Genomic DNA, 14,015 nt, shown 5'->3' with positions numbered 1-14,015 from the left:
CGGCAAGGGAGATCCAAGAGGGGATTGCTGTTGATCCCTTCTTGGTCGGGTGTGGGGCGAAGCTCCACGACTTTACGCCGCTGGCACAGCGGCTAGCATGGCTTTCAGCTCAAAATAGCCAAATAACATGGATTGAACTTCCTGCAACGGATGTCTCCCATTGCCTGCCGCAGGCTTATGCACAGGCGATCCTGTGACTCGGCGAGAGTTGCACAGCAACATGCTTTCGAGCGCGAACCAGGGATGGTGGGCTGGCCGTTAAACAGGGAAGTTGTTGTGAATACGTCCATGTAGCCTCGATGAAAACATCTGACCGACAAGGACGTAGGAAATGCCGAATTTGTCGGGAACAAAATTCGGCCCTGTTTTCGACGGTCACAGTTCCGCCTGTGCCTGGGGAATAGGCGTATGTCTGCAGACACTTCTGATGTTCCAAGCTACTCAGCGCTAACAGAATTACACCGATTCCCCTTCAAAGCCGCCATTAGGCGTTGTTTGCATATTGGCGTAGCCGAGGCCGGCTTGGAAAATTGAAAACGAATTTTCCGAGGCTATGCCTGATAAGAAGAAGCTATACCTGATAAGAAGCTATGCCTGATAAGAAAATGCCCTCCGATGGAGGGCATTGATGAGTACAACTGGGCTTAAGCGTTTCTCGGTTGCTCAGGTTTGTCTATATCCAAAGTCACTTCATAGGCCACATTGTTTTGGCTAACAGGCTTTACCGTCTCCACTTTGGGCTCGACACTGGCCTTAGTATCCCGGGCGATTTGCAGCGCTTCATGGGTGAGCATATTGTTGCCGCTAAGCAGATCATTCAGCCCACCCTTTTCGGCATCTACCAGCCCCAACTCTCTGAGCATGGCATCGACCACGGGCGCATTGGCACGGTAGTTGAGCGCTGCACTGGTCACTTGCTCGGCAATGCCGCCCTTGACACCGGCGCCATCGGAAGCTGTCCCCAATTGGCCGGTTACGCCGCTGCCATAGCCTTGAAGGATCTTGATGCCTTCGATGTTTTCCAGTGGTTTAACCGCATTGGCGACGATTTCCGGCAGAACTTTGAGGATCGCCAGTGAACGCTGCAGGGCAACTTGCTCGTCACGCAACACGTTCTCGGCTTCGTGCAGCGCCTGTTTACCGGCCGCTTCCACCGCATACACCTTCTCATCGGCCTCGGCCTTGAGCATCTTGGCATCGGCACTGGCGCGGGCTTCGGTCAGTATCGCTATGGATCTGTCTTCGGCGGCGCGTTTCTCGGCTTCAGCCTGAACTGTAACCCCAACGGCTTCCCGCTCTGCCTCTTTACGGGCGTCGATAACTTCAATCTCTTTGCGACGATTGGCCTCAGCCACCTGACGCACTGTGATTACCGCTTCCTCTTTTTCAACCTTGAGCTTTTCGGCCTCGGCGGCGCGGGCCCTGGCGGCAGATTCTTCTTCCGACTTGGCGGCAACCGCAATCTGTTTCTCCTGTTCGGAGACTTCGATATCTCGCAACTGTTGAATTCTGGCCTGCTCAATTTGCTTACGCTTTTCAATTTCGCGGGTTTCTATGTCTTTGGTCTTTTCAATTTCCGCCGACTCGATGGCGCGTTCCTTGGCGATTTCCGCCTCCCGCTCCTCACGCTGCTTTTGCTCTTTCTGCTTGATGATCTCGGCCTTTTGCTCGGCGCGCTTGAACTCCAGTGCCTGCTGCTGGATCAGACGCGCTTCCTCTTCGGCCTTTTCGATATTCAGCGACTCTTTTTCGGCTTCCAGGTTACGCAGCTCAATCTGGATCCGGTTGTCCTGCTGAATGTCGTTGGTTTCTTTACGCTTTTCTTCGATGATCTTGGCAAGTCTGGCACGACCTTCGGCGTCGAAGGCGTTGTTCTCATTGAAGAACTCCAGCTCTGTCTGGTCAAAACCTGTCAGAGAAACCGACTCCAGTTCCAGACCATTTTTTTCAAGATCGTTGGCTACGTTGTTCTGCACCCGTTGTACAAAGTCGGCCCGCTGTTCGTGCATCTCTGTCATGTTCATTTCGGCTGCCACGGCGCGCAGCACGTCAACAAACTTGGACTCCATCAGCTTCTTGAGTTCTTCCACCCTATTGGTGCGACCGCCCAATGTCTGGGCCGCCATGGAGATACCTTCGGCATTGGGGGCCACCCTCAAGTAAAAGTCGGCCTTGACGTCCACCCGCATCCTGTCTTTGGTGATCAGGGCATCTTTTTGAGTCTTGCCCACTTCGATGCGCAGGGTGTTCATATTGACGTGAATAATTTCATGCAGTACCGGCAGGACAATGGCGCCGCCATCTTTGACTACCTTTTCACCACCGAAACCCGTGCGCACAAAGGCCATCTCTTTGGTGGCGCGGCAATAGAGCTTGGCAAAAATAAACCCTATCACCAACAGGCAGAGCACTACTGCGCCTGCGGTAAACAGCAACATACTGGTGCCGCTGGTATTTAAACCCGGGATGGTTTCCATTCCTGTTGTTTCCTTCTTTGGTTGGATTATTGTTCAAAACGGGTGGCAGACCACACGCGGCCGCTGCGTCTGAGCAGCACCACTTGCACCCCTGCCGGGAATTCGGTGTCTTCGTCTTCGGGTTCGACCAGGACATAGTGTTTCTGACGGTACTGATCCTGAACCACGGCCTCGCTGGGATTACCCTTGATGGCGCAGCCGAGTGTTACTGTGCCGACGCTGCCGCTGAGATCTTCGATTGAGACGGCGCTGGATTCATTTTTGGGAAGAACTCTAGCCAACTGCCCACCGAGGAAATGGCAGGCAACCGCCGCCAACGGCAAGGCCAGCAGCAAAGAAAACACTTGCGGCAACAGGGCAGAGGTGAGCAGCCAGGAAAAATAGTTAAGCAGGTAGCCCGTAATACTGAAACATCCCAGCGCCAGCACAAACCAGATGAGCACAGGCAGCCTATCCAGGCAGAGCCAACCGGCCAGTGCTGTCAGTCCGCCCTGAGGCAGGTCAGTATCAAGATCGGCATCGGGAAGCCAGTCATCCATGGCGGCCATCAGGCTGATACCCGCGATTAATGTGAGTCCCTCTATCACTCCAAGCAGTGCCACTATCGCCAAGGCTACAGCATAGGGCAGATTGGACTGGGCCAGAAAAAAGTCCAGCACAGGATTCCTCCTTGTAGACGACTGTACCTGTCGTCAATATTCCATATAAGCCTGTTTATTTCAGGTCGTCACTGAGTGTAACCCTTGGCAAGCTTGGACTCCAATAGCTTTTATCTGCATTCGACGTCAGAAATCTGCAGCGGCTCACATTAATGTTAGCCACTCCATACTGAGGCTATCTTTGCTTGGGTTAGTGTTGCAACAAACCACAAGGTTTACGCCAGCAACGCCCAGACAAAAACCGAATTGCAAACTTTGTTTTTTATTACAAGACATTAATTTAATTACATTTCGCAAGAACAAAAACTGCCGAAAAACACTTGAGAACGATCCCTAGGCTTGGTTAGCATAAGAACTGTTCCCTCTGATGCATGCCAATATTTTAGAGCAAACCATGACTGCCAAAACCGAATACCAGCAACTTTGCCAGCACTTTCGCACCATCAGCCATTTTGAGCATTTCAGTGCCCTGGGCGACTGGGACCAAGCCACCATGATGCCCATGGGCGGCAGCGAGGCCCGCTCCGAGGCGATGGCCGAGTTGGCATTACACATTCACAGTTTAAAAACCTCGCCCCGGCTTGCCGAATGGCTGGATGGCGCCGAAGCCAAGGCCGCCGAACTCAGTATCGAACAGAGGGCCAATCTCAGAGAGATGCGCTGGCACTATGCCCAAGCCATAGCCGTGCCGGGGGACTTGGTGCAGGCCAAGACGCTGGCGGGTTATCGCTGTGAAAACCAATGGCGCGAACAGCGACATAACAACGATTGGCAAGGGTTTCGCCCCAATCTCGAGGCGGTAATCGCCTTGGTGCGAGAAGAAGCCCAGGCTCGCTCGGCGCACACAGGCAAGGCAGGTTACGATGCCCTGCTGGACAGATTTGAACCCGGCATGACCTGTAAACGGCTGGAGACCACTCTCGGAGCGGTGCGGGACTGGTTGCCCGAACTTATCCAAAAAGTGAAGCATAAACAGCTGCACCAGAGTTACAATAGCAGCGCCGGCGACTACCCGATAGCAGACCAAAAGCTGCTGGGACGAGAGGTGATGCAATACCTGGGATTTGATTTCAACCAAGGGCGCTTGGATGTCAGCTCGCACCCATTTTGCGGTGGCGTGCCCGGTGATATCCGCCTGACCAGTCGCTACACGGAAGATGACTTTATCGCGGCCCTCACCTCCACTATTCACGAAACGGGTCATGCCCGTTACGAGCAGGCGCTGCCAAAGGATTGGCGAGGACAACCCGCCGGAATGTCTCGCTCCATGGGGATCCACGAGAGTCAGAGCCTGTTTTTTGAGATGCAACTCGGTAGCAGCCGCGCCTTTATCAGCAAGCTCTATCCGAGAATTCGCCGACATCTCGACTGCCCGGTATCGGCCCATGAACTGATCGACAATATCACCCGGGTCAAGCCGGGTCTTATCCGGGTCGATGCCGATGAAGTCACCTATCCGGCGCACATACTGCTGCGATTTGAAGCCGAGCAGGCCTTTATCGACGGCAGCCTGGAAGTGAAAGACCTACCCGATTTCTGGGATCAGAAGATGCAGCAATATCTGGGGCTGAGTACTGCCGGTAATTACAAAGATGGCTGTATGCAGGATATTCACTGGACCTTGGGCGAACTGGGATACTTCCCCAGCTACACCTTGGGCGCCATGTACGCCGCCCAGCTGAGATTTGCCATGGAAGCCGAATTGGGCCCCATTGAAGCCCTGCTGAGCCAGGATAAGCTGGGGCAGATTTGCGACTGGCTGGATGAAAAAATCTGGTCCAAGGGGAGCCTGCTGGAAACCGATGAACTGATCCGTAGTGCCACAGGCCAGAGTCTGGATCCCAACTTCCTGCAGCGCCATCTGCAGCAGCGCTATCTGGATTAATTTATCTGCAAAAATGGTATAATGGCGCGTTTCTATGAAGTAACTGCAAAGAGAAAGTGAATTCAGATGTTGATACGCGCCATTAGCCAGGATGACTGGCAAGCCATAGGCGAAATTCAAGCAGAGTGCTACCACGCTCTGGCCCCCGAACCTTTACATGTACTCAAGAGCAAGTGGCAGGCATCACCGCAAACCTGCTATGTCCTTGAAAAGAGTGACCAGGTGGTAGGCTATTGTCTGGCTCATCCCTGGACCGAAGACACCCCTCCGCCACTGTACAAGGCGATTACCACACTGCCCAAGGCCGACACCCTTTATCTGCATGATATTGCCATCAGCAACAGGGCTCAGGGATTCGGCGCCGGACGCAAACTGTTTGATACCCTCAAACTGCAGGCGGAAAAACTGCGCCTGGGTTCCTTGTCACTGGTTGCAGTACAGGGCGCCTGTGGTTACTGGGAAAAGCTCGGCTTTAACCACAAGCGTATCGAAAAATCGCTGGCCACCTATACAGATGACGCCAGTTATATGGTCTATCCGGTAGCCCGCTGACAGATGCAACCCACACTCATCACCATAGGCTTGTTGTGCCTGAGCAATATCTTTATGACCTTTGCCTGGTACGGCCACCTCAAGTCCCTTTCAGGTAAACCCTGGATCATTGCCGCTTTGGTCAGTTGGGGCATAGCCCTGTTCGAATATCTTTTGCAGGTACCGGCCAACCGTATTGGTTATAGTGTGATGAATGTGGGCCAGCTCAAGATACTTCAGGAAGTCATCACCCTGAGTCTGTTTGTTCCTTTTTCATTCTATTACCTAAAGGAACCACTGAAACTGGACTATCTCTGGGCCGGGTTGTGTATGCTCGGCGCCGTTTATTTTATATTTCGCAGTAAGTTCGCTTGAGCCCACTGCTTTAATGAGGACACAAGATGGCACGTCAGGTCGCCTATGAATACAAGGGGGTCGCGAAAGTGATCAACTTTGCCTATGACAAATACCACGACATGTACGAGGCTATTGCCGCGGCCGAGGGAATAGATCTCAGCCGTTTTCTGGCGATGGAGCAGCAAGTCGCCATGACAGCCAAAGGCGGTGGCGCCCTGAAGAGCTATCGCACTAGTGAATTCGCCCGTATGGGATTTCGTCATATCCACTTTGTCAAAGAAGAAGAGCAGGGTTAATACCTGCCCAAAAGAGGGTTAAGCCATGATAAATCCAGAGCACGCCAATTTTCCCCGAGCCGGCTTTTTCAAGCGCCTCGGTGCCGCCGTCTATGATCTGCTGCTGGCGGTAGCCGTCTACATGTTTGCCGGTGCCATAGGGTTTGGGATCTTTACCGGCCTGACCGCCTCCGGCCTCATTCCCATGGGGAACTATGAACATGTTTCGGATCTGCTCAATGGCAACAGCCTCTATCACGGCATCTATCAGCTGTGGCTGGCCTGCTGTGTGGCCGGTTTCTACGCTCTCTTTTGGTCCAAGGGCGGCCAGACGCTGGGCATGCGCGCCTGGCGCCTCAAGGTGCAACATCCCAACGGCCAAAACCTGAGTTTTATTACCGCGCTGGCACGAGTGGTTTGGTCCTTGTTGGGGATAGGCAACCTGTGGATCCTGTTCAATGGTGACAAACTGGCTCTGCAGGACAGCATGACCCGCTCAGAAGTGGTTCTTCTCAGTAAAGAAGCCAACTCACTGCGTAACTGGCACGGAGCCTGAGACACGGATTCTGAGATAATAGCCTGAAATACCCAGGTAGCGATGGCATTAAAATAAAGCGTTCTAGATGCCTCCAATACGCAAACCACAGCAAAAAGCCCTGTCAATGACAGGGCTTTTTCATAACGTTAATCAACAAGGGAGGCTTTTAAACCTGCAGCGACTTTACTCTCACAAGCCCTCAATCCTCAGCAGCGTCCTCAGCGGCGGATATAGTAGATAGCCGCGCCGGTAAACAGCACACTTGGCATCATGGCGCCCATCAAGGCCGGCAGTTCATAGACTATGCTCATGGGGCCGAAGATCTCATTACAGATATAGAAGGTAAAGCCGGCTATCACCCCGAGTAGTACCCTGGCCCCCATGGTGACGGTTCGCAGTGGCCCGAACACAAAAGAGAGCGCCACCAGCATCATCACAGCCACTGTAATGGGCTGCATCACCTTGCGCCACAATGCCAACTCATAGCGACTGGCGTCCTGATTGTTGTTCTTCAGATAATCGAGATAACCGACCAAACCACGGATAGACAGGGCATCGGGTTTAACCGACACCACGCTCAGCTTGTCCGGTGTCAAACTGGAGGGCCATCTGTCTTCCTTGAGGTTATCCAGCACTACTTGCTCATTTTTGAACACAGTGCGGCGAACCTCCAATAAACGCCAATATTCCTTGGTGTAGATAGCCTGCTCGGCATGCACCACACTGGCCAGCTTCTGCTCTGAGTCAAACTCATAGAGGGTAATATTGCCAAGACGGGTCACATCTTCAATCTCGCCGATGTTGACGAACAGGTTTCCATCTCTGGCCCAAATCCCGCGGTGGGACTTAATCAGGTTGCCGCCGGAGATCTTGCTGGTCTTAAGCTCATAGGCCTTTTGCTCCGCCACCGGTGCGCCCCATTCACCCAGAACCATCACCATCAGCATCAAAGGAACCGCCGTCTTCATCGCCGACAGGGTGATCTGCAGCCGCGACATGCCGGAGGCCTGCATCACTATCAGTTCAGAGTTAGAGGCCAGCATGCCCATGCCGATGAGCGCCCCGAGCAGCACGGCCATGGGGAAGAACATCTCCACATCTCTTGGGATCAAAAACAGCACATAGACGGCGGCATCCATCATGGTATAGCTGCCCCGGCCTACCAGACGCAGCTGATCGACCCATTTGATGATCCCGGAAAGCCCGGTCAAAATCAGCAGACACAAGGCAGAGGTGCTGAGCAGTACTCTGGCAATATACCAGTCCAGTATCTTCATGCTGCGGCCCCCCGGCGTTTAAACAAGCCGGTCAGGCGAGTGCCCAAAGGTCGGCCCTTACCTATAAGCAAGATGCCCATCACTAATGCCGAGGCATGGATCCACCACATCCCCAGCCAGGCCGGGATCACCTCATCCTGCAGCGCCTTGCGCCCGGCGACCATCAAGCCGAAATAGCCAAGATAGAGCAATACCGCCGGGAACACCTTGGCAAACTTGCCCTGGCGCACATTAACCCGCGCCAGTGGCACAGCAATCAGCGTCATCAAGGGGATAGCCAGCGGAATGGCCAGTCGCCAGTGGAATTCGGCCACGGCTTCCGGCCCCGGCGTATTGAGCAGTTCCTTGAAAGGCACGGCAGATAACTTGCGATCCCTCTCATCCACTTCCTGCTCTTTGAGCTGCATCTGATAACCGCCGAACTCAATCACCTGGTAATCCACCCGGTTCGGGGCTCCCTGATAACGCACGCCATCATCGAGCTTGAGCCGCTGACCACCGGTTGCGTCTTCCACTACCCGGCCACCATGGGCCACGACCAGGTTGGTAACGCCGCTCTCATCTTCCGCATCGGGAAGCTGGGCCACAAAGACTTTTTCCAGCTCATTGTCTTTACTGATTTTTTCAACAAAGAGCACAGCCCGGCCATTGGCACTGGTTTGAAATCGCCCTTGAACCAGGGCGGCTAACCCGGCCTCTGACTGAGCCTTTTCCAAAACCGCGTGCTGTTTGTCCTGCGCCCAAGGCGCAACATAAAGCGCCAGATAACCGGTAAACAGGCTGTTGAGCAACGCCAGGATCAGGGTTACCCGGGTGACATACCATTCGCTGATACCGACCCCGTGAAAGACCACCATCTCGTTTTCTGCATACATGCGGCCATGGGCGAGCAAGATCCCCAGAAACAAACTCAGGGGCAGGATAAGCACCGTCAATTCGGGCAAATTAAGGCCTATCAGAGTCAGCACCAGGGAGGCGGGAAATTCGCCGTCGGAGGCATCGGCCAGGATGCGGACAAATTGCTGGCTGATAAAAATAGCTAACAAGACTGAAAGCACCGCTATTTGTGCCTTCAAAACTTCGCGGATCAAGTATCTAAATACAATCACAGGCTGAATCCGGTATCCAAACTTATCTTTTTGCTGGTGTCAGTGTTACTTTCATGTAGACTGTCTACTTTTGATAGTTTTCTGACCATAACAGGCGGCATTTTGGTTGTTTCAGGCGTATGATTCTTGTCAGCCAAACCAGCCCCCTGCTGCAGGAAATTTTCCGCCTTTGGGCGGCACAAGCAGACATTATCCAATAAATAAAAAAGTTTGTCTTTAAAAGAATCTAGGAGAGCTCATGGAGTTTAGCGTAAAGAGCGGCAGCCCCGAAAAACAGCGCTCGGCCTGCATAGTTGTAGGCGTTTACGAACCCCGTCGCCTGTCCGGCATCGCCGAACAACTGGACAAAATCAGTGAAGGTTACATCAGCAACCTATTGCGTCGCGGCGATCTGGAAGGTAAGCCCGGGCAGATGTTGCTCCTGCATCATGTACCCAATGTACTGAGTGAGCGGGTTCTGCTGGTAGGTTGCGGAAAAGAACGAGAACTAGACGAGCGCCAATACAAGCAGATCATCACCAAGACGATCAACACCCTCAATGATACCGGCTCAATGGAAGCCGTTTGCTTCCTGACCGAGCTGCACGTTAAAGGCCGCGACACTTATTGGAAAGTGCGCCAGGCCGTGGAAACCACCAGCTCTACCCTCTACAGCTTCGATGGACTCAAGACCCGCAAGGGCGAGACCCGCCGCCCACTGCGCAAACTGGTATTCAATGTCCCGACCCGCCGTGAGCTGACGGTCGGCGAACGCGCCATCGAGCACGGTGTAGGTGTTTCCGCCGGTATGCAGCTGTGCCGCGACGTGGCCAATATGCCACCCAACATCTGCAACCCGGCTTATCTGGCCTCGCAGGCCCGACAACTGGCCGAAGTGCATGAGAACCTGAAGGTCAGCACTGTCGGTGAAGAGCAGATGGCCAAGCTTGGCATGAACGCCTACCTGGCCGTGGGCCGTGGCAGTGCCAATGAGTCCATCATGACAGTGATGGAATATCAGGGTGCCGTCGACACGACCGCCAAGCCGATAGTGCTTGTGGGTAAGGGCCTGACCTTTGACTCAGGTGGCATCTCGCTCAAGCCGGGCGAAGCCATGGATGAAATGAAATACGACATGGGCGGCGCTGCCGGGGTACTGGGTACCATGAAGGCCATTTGTGAAATGAAGCTGCCTATCAATGTGGTTGGGGTACTGGCCGGCTGTGAAAACATGCCTTCCGGCAACGCCTATCGCCCAGGTGATATTCTCACCACCATGAGCGGCCAAACCGTGGAAGTGCTCAACACAGACGCCGAAGGCCGTCTGGTGCTTTGTGATGTACTCACCTATGTGGAGCGCTTCGACCCTGAACTGGTGGTCGATACCGCCACTCTGACAGGTGCCTGTGTTATCGCGCTGGGTAAACACGCCTCAGGTCTGTTCTCGGCCCATAACCCACTGGCGAGCGAGCTGCTCAATGCCGGTGAGCAGAGCGGTGACCGCGCCTGGCGCCTGCCGATATGGGATGAGTACCAAGAGATGCTGGACAGCCCATTTGCCGATATGACCAACCTGGGCGGACGCCCTGCCGGTTCTATCACGGCGGCCTGTTTCCTGTCGCGCTTTACCAAGAAGTATCACTGGGCCCACCTGGATGTAGCAGGTACAGCCTGGAACAGCGGCGCCAACAAGGGCTCAACCGGTCGTCCGGTTCCTATGCTGGCGCAGTTCCTGCTCAACCGCGCCGGGGTCGAGCAAGGCGAATAAGCGCCTGACTCCCTGCCAATAAAAAGCGAAGCCCAGTGCTTCGCTTTTTATTGGCTATTTTATAAAGCCAATCTTCCCTTTGCCCTGCTCCTTCCCCGTCTTTTGATGATCGCCCCCGCCTTTTGATTATCGCCGATAGAGCCGGCACTTGGGCAAAATGGTATTCATCCAGGACTCAAACCACAGAGCTAAGCCACAGAGCTAAGCCACAATAAACCGACCTGTTGAAAGGCAGTGGCTCAATACGGCCCATAAAACTCGGCTTCAGACTAAGTTTGCACAGCTGAGTTTGCACAGCTGAGTTCGTACAACTGAATTTGCAAATACAGTTTCTACCGACATGCCCCGTTTACTTTAACGCTGAACGCTTTAATTCATAGCTTTTCATCCAGTTACTTCCTGTCGCGTTTCCTTTGTCACTTGATAGTGCTAACGAGGCTCCATGCAAAACAAGTGCTGTTCAAATAAAACACTAGACGACTGGTCTAATGGTGATTATACTGGCCGCCATGAACACACAGACACAAAGCACACGCCAACACATACTGGACACGGGTTACCAGCTCGTCGTAACCAAAGGCTTTTCCAATGTTGGCCTGTCACAACTGCTGCAACATGCCAAAGTCCCCAAGGGCTCCTTCTACCACTACTTCAAATCCAAGGAGCAGTTCGGTGAAGCCCTGATAAAAGACTATTTCAACGATTATCAGGATAAGCTGCAGGCACTGCTGGGCCATGAGCGCACTCCGGCGCTGCAGCGGCTGCAAAGCTACTGGCAACTCTGGCTGGACTGCGACGCCGATGTCTGTGGCGCGCAAAAGTGCTTGGTAGTAAAGCTGAGTGCCGAAGTGGCCGATCTCTCTGAGCCTATGCGTATGGCGCTGCTGCAAGGCGCCAAGCGGATCATTGCCACCATTGCCGAATGTATCGAAGCCGGTAACCGGGATGGCTCTGTCAAAGTCAGCAACAGTGACCAGACGGCGCAGCTACTATACAACCTCTGGCTGGGAGCCAGCCTGATGAGCAAGCTGACCCAGGATAAAAACGCCCTCAACCTGGCGATGCAAACCACTGATAGCATACTCGCAGGCAGGCTGGACAACAGCGGCCAATAACAGATACTCCCCGCCACACAGGTGGCGGGATTTTTTTAACCGAGCACTAGACGACCGGTCTAATCAAGCAATGAAACCCAATGGAGCCTATTATGACTGCCAATCAAAACCCACATCAGCGCATTGTGCTGGCCTCTCGCCCGAGCGGCGCTCCCAACGCAGACAACTTCCGTCTGGAAAGCAGCAGCAAGCCGGTGGCAGGCGACGGCCAGGTGTTGCTGCGCACCATCTACCTGTCGCTGGATCCATACATGCGCGGCCGCATGAGTGATGCAGAATCCTATGCCGAGCCGGTAGCCGTGAACGATATCATGGTCGGCGGCACGGTTTGCCAGGTTGAAGAGTCCCGTCATCCGGACTTTGAAGTCGGTGAGTGGGTGCTCGCCTACACCGGCTGGCAAAACTATGCCCTTTCAGACGGTGAAGGGTTGTTGAAACTCGGCAAAGCGCCTGCAGCCCCTTCATACGCCCTCGGAGTCTTGGGCATGCCGGGTTTCACCGCCTATATGGGACTGCTGGATATTGGCCAGCCCAAAGCAGGAGAAACTCTGGTGGTTGCCGCAGCCACCGGACCGGTTGGCGCTACCGTAGGTCAGATAGGCAAACTCAAGGGTTGCCGGGTTATAGGTATTGCCGGCGGCGCAGAGAAATGTCGCCACGCCAAAGAAGTACTGGGTTTCGATGAGTGTCTGGATCACAAGGCCGAGGACTTCGCCGAGCAGTTGGCCCGAGTCTGCGACCAGGGAATAGACATCTATTTCGAAAACGTCGGCGGCAAGGTGTTTGATGCCGTATTACCCCTGCTGAATACCAGCGCCAGAATCCCCGTATGTGGTTTGGTGTCTCAATATAACGCCACTGAGTTGCCGGCCGGACCGGATCGCCTGCCACTGCTGATGAACACCATTCTGGTGAAGCGGATCAAGATGCAGGGCTTTATCATTTTTGACGATTATGGTCACAGATATGAAGAGTTCGCCAACGAGATGGCTGATTGGGTTTCTCAGGGCAAAATTCAGTACAAGGAGCAACTGGTCGAAGGGCTGGAGCAGGCACCACAAGCCTTTATCGGCCTGCTTGAAGGTAAAAACTTCGGCAAGCTGGTGATCAAGGTTGCCGAACCGCTGTGATAAAAACTGATGGCTGCACCAAATTGATTGCTGCGGCCATGCGCTAACCAGCAAAGCAAGACTTGCGGCCCTCTTAAACATAAACGCCAAGAGGGCCGTAAATTTTGAAGACTCAATTCAAGTTAATCACTCCGTCTTTAACAAAGCTTTGGATCAAGTCTGTAGGCCGACGCAGAGCACACATGGGACTTGCTCGCACCTTCCTTAGGTTTCCTCAAAATAACCTCACACTTAACATCAAACAGCAACTCAACATGGTTAACAGCAAGACAACGCCAAACTGAATCCTTATCCCTTTTATGCATGTGTGACTTATCACCCAATAGCTCAAGAGCCTTATCGGGATGGCGCTGACCATTTCAACCTTTGGCCAAAAGGTGTAAAATCCTCCTCTTATGTCAAACGGCTATCAGTGTTCTGTGCAGGGGTGAGATGCAGGCGATGAGCAAGGCAACTTTTTATCTGCTGCCGAATGCAGCACAGCAACCAAGTGCCGAGCAGTTACAACTGCTTACCTGTCAGTTGGCCGGGCAGCACTATGCCAAGGGTGAATGGCTGTATATTCACTGTGAGGATCTGGCTCAGGCCCATGGGATTGACGAGCTGCTGTGGCAGTTTGAACCCAGTGCTTTTGTGCCCCACAACCTCAAAGGGGAAGGCCCTGCCGCCGGTGCACCGGTTGAAATCGGCTTTGACAAGCTGGGGCCCAATCAACGCCGCCCGATACTGATCAATCTGGCCAATGAAGCCCCGGCATTTGCGGTAAACTTTGGCAGGATCATAGATTTTGTTGCCGGAGATGAGCAACACAAGGCCCTGGCCAGGGACAGATACCGCCAGTATCGTAATCTGGGAGTCACGCTCAGCACCCAGGATTTGGCAACACAACCACTTAATTTTGTTTGAGAAACGACA

Annotated in this window: 13 protein-coding genes and 1 pseudogene; 10 read left to right on the top strand and 4 right to left on the bottom strand. The window is 53.6% G+C overall.

What is annotated here, in order from left to right:
• Window positions 1-197, top strand: a pseudogene (locus ACMHXE_RS05775) (hypothetical protein); the annotation flags it as partial.
• 447 nt (window positions 198-644) lie between these two features.
• Here ACMHXE_RS05775 and ACMHXE_RS05770 read toward each other — a convergent pair.
• Both ACMHXE_RS05770 and ACMHXE_RS05765 read right to left on the bottom strand, forming a co-directional pair.
• Complete coding sequence (locus ACMHXE_RS05770) at window positions 645-2,477, bottom strand: flotillin family protein (protein ID WP_144133360.1); 1,833 nt, start codon at window positions 2,475-2,477, stop codon at window positions 645-647.
• A 26-nt stretch (window positions 2,478-2,503) separates the two neighbouring features.
• Window positions 2,504-3,136 carry a YqiJ family protein gene (locus ACMHXE_RS05765; RefSeq protein ID WP_115389888.1) on the bottom strand — a complete coding sequence of 211 codons (633 nt, stop codon included), beginning with the start codon at window positions 3,134-3,136 and terminating at the stop codon, window positions 2,504-2,506.
• Window positions 3,137-3,530: 394 nt separating this feature from the next.
• On the opposite strand from ACMHXE_RS05765, the gene ACMHXE_RS05760 reads away from it, so the two are divergent.
• The 5 genes from ACMHXE_RS05760 to ACMHXE_RS05740 all read left to right on the top strand — a co-directional run bounded on the left by ACMHXE_RS05760 (window position 3,531) and on the right by ACMHXE_RS05740 (window position 6,740).
• Window positions 3,531-5,021 carry a carboxypeptidase M32 gene (locus ACMHXE_RS05760; protein ID WP_413731644.1) on the top strand — a complete coding sequence of 497 codons (1,491 nt, stop codon included), beginning with the start codon at window positions 3,531-3,533 and terminating at the stop codon, window positions 5,019-5,021.
• Window positions 5,022-5,087: 66 nt separating this feature from the next.
• Window positions 5,088-5,573 carry a GNAT family N-acetyltransferase gene (locus ACMHXE_RS05755; RefSeq protein WP_025011398.1) on the top strand — a complete coding sequence of 162 codons (486 nt, stop codon included), beginning with the start codon at window positions 5,088-5,090 and terminating at the stop codon, window positions 5,571-5,573.
• 3 nt (window positions 5,574-5,576) lie between these two features.
• Window positions 5,577-5,927, top strand: coding sequence for a DMT family protein (locus tag ACMHXE_RS05750; protein WP_025889282.1), 351 nt, complete (start codon window positions 5,577-5,579; stop codon window positions 5,925-5,927).
• Window positions 5,928-5,953: 26 nt separating this feature from the next.
• Window positions 5,954-6,205: a DUF2960 domain-containing protein gene (locus tag ACMHXE_RS05745; protein ID WP_109248044.1), complete on the top strand. Its 252-nt coding sequence runs from the start codon at window positions 5,954-5,956 to the stop codon at window positions 6,203-6,205.
• 25 nt (window positions 6,206-6,230) lie between these two features.
• On the top strand, window positions 6,231-6,740 hold the full coding sequence (locus tag ACMHXE_RS05740; RefSeq protein ID WP_071237031.1) for an RDD family protein: 510 nt from the start codon (window positions 6,231-6,233) through the stop codon (window positions 6,738-6,740).
• 200 nt (window positions 6,741-6,940) lie between these two features.
• Here the strand turns inward: ACMHXE_RS05740 and lptG are convergent, their stop codons facing one another.
• Entirely contained in the window at window positions 6,941-7,999 is a 1,059-nt protein-coding gene (gene lptG / locus ACMHXE_RS05735) for an LPS export ABC transporter permease LptG (protein ID WP_144168034.1), read from the bottom strand.
• The gene (gene lptF / locus ACMHXE_RS05730; RefSeq protein WP_039033175.1) at window positions 7,996-9,108 is read right to left on the bottom strand and encodes an LPS export ABC transporter permease LptF; all 1,113 of its coding nucleotides are present in this window, start codon (window positions 9,106-9,108) and stop codon (window positions 7,996-7,998) included. Before lptF ends, lptG begins: the two co-directional genes overlap by 4 nt.
• Window positions 9,109-9,346: 238 nt before the next feature.
• Between lptF and pepA the strand changes: the two genes are divergently transcribed.
• The 4 genes from pepA to ACMHXE_RS05710 all read left to right on the top strand — a co-directional run bounded on the left by pepA (window position 9,347) and on the right by ACMHXE_RS05710 (window position 14,006).
• On the top strand, window positions 9,347-10,855 hold the full coding sequence (gene pepA / locus ACMHXE_RS05725; RefSeq protein WP_028781604.1) for a leucyl aminopeptidase: 1,509 nt from the start codon (window positions 9,347-9,349) through the stop codon (window positions 10,853-10,855).
• A 509-nt stretch (window positions 10,856-11,364) separates the two neighbouring features.
• The gene (locus ACMHXE_RS05720) at window positions 11,365-11,970 is read left to right on the top strand and encodes a TetR/AcrR family transcriptional regulator (protein WP_187575707.1); all 606 of its coding nucleotides are present in this window, start codon (window positions 11,365-11,367) and stop codon (window positions 11,968-11,970) included.
• A 92-nt stretch (window positions 11,971-12,062) separates the two neighbouring features.
• Complete coding sequence (locus ACMHXE_RS05715) at window positions 12,063-13,100, top strand: NADP-dependent oxidoreductase (protein WP_234556215.1); 1,038 nt, start codon at window positions 12,063-12,065, stop codon at window positions 13,098-13,100.
• A 441-nt stretch (window positions 13,101-13,541) separates the two neighbouring features.
• A complete protein-coding gene (locus ACMHXE_RS05710) occupies window positions 13,542-14,006 on the top strand; it encodes a DNA polymerase III subunit chi (RefSeq protein WP_234556216.1) in 465 nt (154 codons plus the stop codon).
• Window positions 14,007-14,015 lie beyond the last annotated feature (9 nt).

Origin of the sequence: Shewanella sp. BJSY2023SW007 (genome assembly GCF_047314525.1) — a bacterium.
Lineage (GTDB): Bacteria > Pseudomonadota > Gammaproteobacteria > Enterobacterales > Shewanellaceae > Shewanella > Shewanella chilikensis.
Note: the sequence above shows the minus strand (reverse complement) of the source record. Positions and strands in the feature narration are given on the sequence as shown.